Source organism: Rhodococcus sp. A14, assembly GCF_011603105.1.
GTDB classification, from domain to species: domain Bacteria; phylum Actinomycetota; class Actinomycetes; order Mycobacteriales; family Mycobacteriaceae; genus Rhodococcus_F; species Rhodococcus_F opacus.
Genome location: NZ_JAAOQS010000213.1, coordinates 1 through 4,246, shown reverse-complemented (window position 1 = coordinate 4,246; position 4,246 = coordinate 1). Strand labels below are relative to the sequence as shown.

Below are 4,246 nucleotides of genomic sequence, written 5' to 3'. Positions count from 1 at the left end.
CCCAAGCACACCGCCACCGACATTCATTGTGCCGCAGAATGTTCCTACCGAAGCACCAAGCACGCCACCCACGCCAGCCGAGCGCGCCGAACCTGACCTGCCCCCACCAGGCTCCGGGGAGCGGGTGCTTGCGACCGGGCCTCGGCCGGCACGAAAACCCACGGTGCATCACCCCAGACGCGAACTCGCCCACAGGCCCACACCAGACCCCCGCACCCCATCGGCTCAGCGACGACGAATACACCCGCGCCCACGCCGCCGCCCGCACCACCGCACAAACCTCGAAACCTCCGGTCCACGACCGCATCACCGACGCCCTCGAACAACCCGAATAGCAGGTTCGGTCGGGGGGTGAAGAACAGCGCCATCGACATGAAGAACCACACCACCATTGCCGCCATCGGCACGAACGCGCACACCAACGGGTAGGGCGAAGTCCACACTCGGATCGGCGGCGATGCGGCCCGTGACGGCGACGACCTACGGGGTCATCTGTTCCCCGGTGACGAGGAAAATCACCCGGCGCCCGACCACAACGGCATGGTCACCGAAGCGCTCGTAGAAACGCCCCAACAACGTCACATCGACCGCGGCCGGGATGGTGCCGGTCCAGGCCGGATCCTCGATCAAGGTGAGCAGCCGTCGATGCAGATCGTCGAGCTCGTCATCGCGTCTACCGATCTCAGCGGCCAGCTCCGGATCGTGCGTGCGCAGAACCCGTTCGGCGAGGCCGGCCAACTCGGCCGCCACCCGCCCCATCTCGGAGAGCAATTCCTCCGCCTCACCGGAAGCGACGTGCTCGGGATGACGGCGGCGGACGCTTTCGGCCACATGCTGCACGAGCCCACCCATCCGGCTCAGATCCGCCACCAGGTGCACACCGGTGACCACCTGACGCAGATCACGCGCCACCGGGCCCTGCAACGCCAACAGCGCCATCGCCAGGTCCTCACACGGACCGCGCAGTTCCTCGATCTGATCGTTCAGGTCGAACACCCGCTCCGCCAGGGGCAGGTCCGCCAGCACCAGGGCCTCGGTCGCCGCCTGCACCGCATCCCCGGCCAGCCGGCACATCGACGCCAAACGGTCCGTCAGCTCGTCGAGCTGCTCATGAAACTTCATCCGCATACCCATCATCCTCCTGCACCTGCCGAAGACCCCACCCGGACGTGTCACCTTCCCAGGTCAGAGCGCTCGCCCAGGCCGCGACTTCTCCCCGTCCATCCACGCGATCACATCGAACACGCGGAGCGCGGAGATCTCCTCGGGGAGGCCGGCCTCCTCCCGGATCGACAGCAACCGGTGATGCAACGCCCCGTCGTCGGCGCGCAACGCCTCCCGGACCGAGTTCAGATGTGCCCGGGCGGTGCCCAGGACCTGACTCACGACCGAAACCGAAGATCGGGTACAGCAGGAGGCGTTTGCGGGCGATCAGGTCCGTCGCCTTCGTCCGCCCGATCCCCGGCAGCGCAGGGCGATTTCCAGGTCCCAGGCGGGCCGCCCAGGGGTCAGCGGGTCCGGTTCATCGAACCGGGCCCCGATCCGGGCCCACCGCCGCCAGAAGCGCGCTCAGCGCCTCCGCCTCGGTGTGCAGGATCGCCCCGCACCGCCGTCGGGGGAACCTGCGATCTACGCCACGTCCGCGCCCGGTAGAGCGGCAGTCGACAAAGTGTCTCATTATCGTGTATTCCGTTGCTGCAGAGGAGCTCTCGTTCTCGGCTCCTGAACCAGCAGTAGCAACGCATCACGTCCTCGTCTCCGGCGCTGCTCGGGCATCACCAGCCACGACCGATGATCCGGATCGACTAACACCTCGGCCAGGGCTCGGACTCTGCCGCGATCACTTCCCCTCATCCGTCCCCGATCGGCCACGGGGCTCTCGATAGCGCACGCCAACACCACGGCATCGTCGAGATGACGCCCCCGATCGCGGGGATCCTCGAGGTAGGCCGCGCCCTTGAGCACCAACGCCCCCAGGACGTCAGGCACACTCAACTTGGTTGACACCCCATCGATCTCGATCAGGCAGTCCACCGTCTTACGCAACGCGGACGTGCCCGCAGGAACGGCGAACACCTCACGTCCAGACACACTCGGCCGAAACCGGGGTGCCAGGTGGTCGGCGACCATCACATCGACCTGCTCGACACCACCCGAACGTACGAACCGGTGCACCCGCCCCCTCACCGGCATCTGCAACTCGTATCCGAGCTGCTCGAGCCGGGCACGGACACCGCCGAACGTCGCGGCACCGGTCTCCACATGCAGAATCATGTCGACATCGACCGTCGCCCGGGTCGGCGGCACACCCGCGCGGACCGCATGAAGCTGAACCATCAACCCGCCGATCAACGTCCACTGCTCGGACGGAATCATCTGGGCGATCTCGGCGGCCTGCGGCCACGGCGGCCCCCACCCACCGACCGGTGCCTGCACCGTCCACACCGGCCGCTCACCGGAAATCATCGAGCAACTCCCCCAGCACCCGCGCCCCGGCGCTGCGCTCCCGGGTGTCGAGCGACTCCATCAAATCCACCGCAACAGTCGCCACCGGCAACGTCGTCGTCGTGAAAAACCGGTCCAGGCCAGTGACCACCCGCAACGTCACGTCCCCCTCACCGTCCGCCACCAAACCGAAGGTATCGATCACACCGTCGAGGTCGTCGCCGACCACATACCCGTCCACCGCACCACCAGCCCTTCCCGACAAACCGAACCGGCCCGCCACCCCCGGAACATGGGTCAGCGCACTGACCCCGGTGGCCGCCACGTACCCGCCGGTGACAAGAGTGTTCAGATCATCACCCCACCCCCGCATCCGGTGCACCCGCGCGCGCCGGCGGGCAAGAAACGCCACCTCGGTCGCGCTCGCCCGGCGCAGCCGATGCCTCAAACGACTCACCTGCGAAGGAGAAATCCAATCCACCCCCACACCAGACAACATCGCCAACGCCGCCCACGCGACATCCCCGTTCCACGGCCGACCCCGATGACGGTCCGCCTGCGCCACACGGTGCACCGACCCCGCATCCAACAGCAACGCCTTCCCCACCTCCCGCGTCACCACCAACTCCCCCGCCCGCGCGAGACGAGTGACCTGCCGACCCGACACGCCCAGCTCGGCAGCCGCCGCCGACACCGACATCTCACCCATACATATATGGTCGCACTTGCGACCATATAGCGCAATATTCACAGTGCAGTGGGTAGAGACCATACTCGGTCAGAGCTCGAGGGCACGGTCACCCCGAGACGGCCCGCCGCGTCGGCGGCGAACCCCGGATTGACACAACTACAGCCGACTACGCTTGAGATCACGTCGTCGTGAGGAGATGCATGGGTGACAGCTGCGGACACCAAGCAGCGGGATCGATAGGTGATGGCCGAAATTGATCCGCTGACAACGCAGCGCGACCCGACTCCCGGAATCGAGTCGGAGTTGGCCGGGGCCGGCTTCGAAGGCGCCCACGAAATCGGGCGCGGCGGCTTCGGCATCGTCTACCGCTGCCGGCAGCCGGTCCTCGACCGGACGGTCGCGATCAAGGTGCTCACCGCCGATCTCGATCCGGACAACCTCGAACGGTTCCTGCGCGAGCAGCGCGCCATGGGCGCGTTGTCCGGCCACCCGAACATAGTCAACATTCTGCAGGTCGGCACCACGCCGTCCGGGCGGCCGTACATCGTGATGCCGTATCACTCCCGCGATTCGCTGGAGGCCCGGATCCGCCGGTCCGGCCCGCTCGGATGGAGCGAGGCGCTCGGGATCGGCATCAAGGTGGCCGGCGCACTGGAGGCCGCACACCGGATCGGCACCCTGCACCGCGACGTCAAACCGGCGAACATCCTGATCACCGACTACGGCGAGCCACAGCTGACCGACTTCGGTATCGCGCGCATCGCCGGTGGCTTCGAGACCACCGCGGGCACGGTAACCGGGTCGCCGGCGTTCACCGCCCCGGAGGTGCTCGAGGGGCGCTCGGCCACCGCCGCATCGGACGTCTACGGACTGGGCGCGACGCTGTTCTGCGCGATCACCGGGCACGCGGCATTCGAACGCCGCAGCGGCGAGCAGGTGGTGGCCCAATTTCTGCGAATCACCACGCAACCGGTTCCGGACCTGCGGGGCGAGGGCATCCCCGAAGACGTGTCCGCCGGCATCGAAGCCGCCATGGCCCGGAGTCCGGCCGATCGCCCCGCCGCCCCCGCCGAGTTCGGGGAGAACCTGCGCATGCTCCAGCAACGGCAC

General features: G+C 67.6%; 5 protein-coding genes. 1 reads left to right on the top strand and 4 read right to left on the bottom strand.

Annotation, left to right across the window (positions count from 1 at the left end; translation table 11 throughout):
* Positions 1-480 precede the first annotated feature (480 nt).
* The 4 genes from phoU to G9373_RS44645 form a co-directional block, all read right to left on the bottom strand.
* On the bottom strand, positions 481-1,128 hold the full coding sequence (gene phoU, locus G9373_RS44660; RefSeq protein ID WP_167121210.1) for a phosphate signaling complex protein PhoU: 648 nt from the start codon (positions 1,126-1,128) through the stop codon (positions 481-483).
* Positions 1,129-1,185: 57 nt separating this feature from the next.
* Positions 1,186-1,386, bottom strand: a complete 201-nt coding sequence (locus G9373_RS44655; RefSeq protein WP_167121206.1) for a DUF6308 family protein — start codon at positions 1,384-1,386, stop codon at positions 1,186-1,188.
* Between the two features lie 291 nt (positions 1,387-1,677).
* Positions 1,678-2,466, bottom strand: a complete 789-nt coding sequence (locus tag G9373_RS44650) for a hypothetical protein (protein ID WP_240961143.1) — start codon at positions 2,464-2,466, stop codon at positions 1,678-1,680.
* Entirely contained in the window at positions 2,453-3,196 is a 744-nt protein-coding gene (locus tag G9373_RS44645; protein WP_346842937.1) for a hypothetical protein, read from the bottom strand. The genes G9373_RS44650 and G9373_RS44645 overlap by 14 nt, the downstream gene beginning before the upstream one ends.
* A gap of 183 nt (positions 3,197-3,379) precedes the next feature.
* Here G9373_RS44645 and G9373_RS44640 point away from each other — a divergent pair.
* Positions 3,380-4,246: serine/threonine-protein kinase (locus tag G9373_RS44640; RefSeq protein WP_167121208.1), on the top strand; the 867-nt coding region annotated here is incomplete at its 3' end.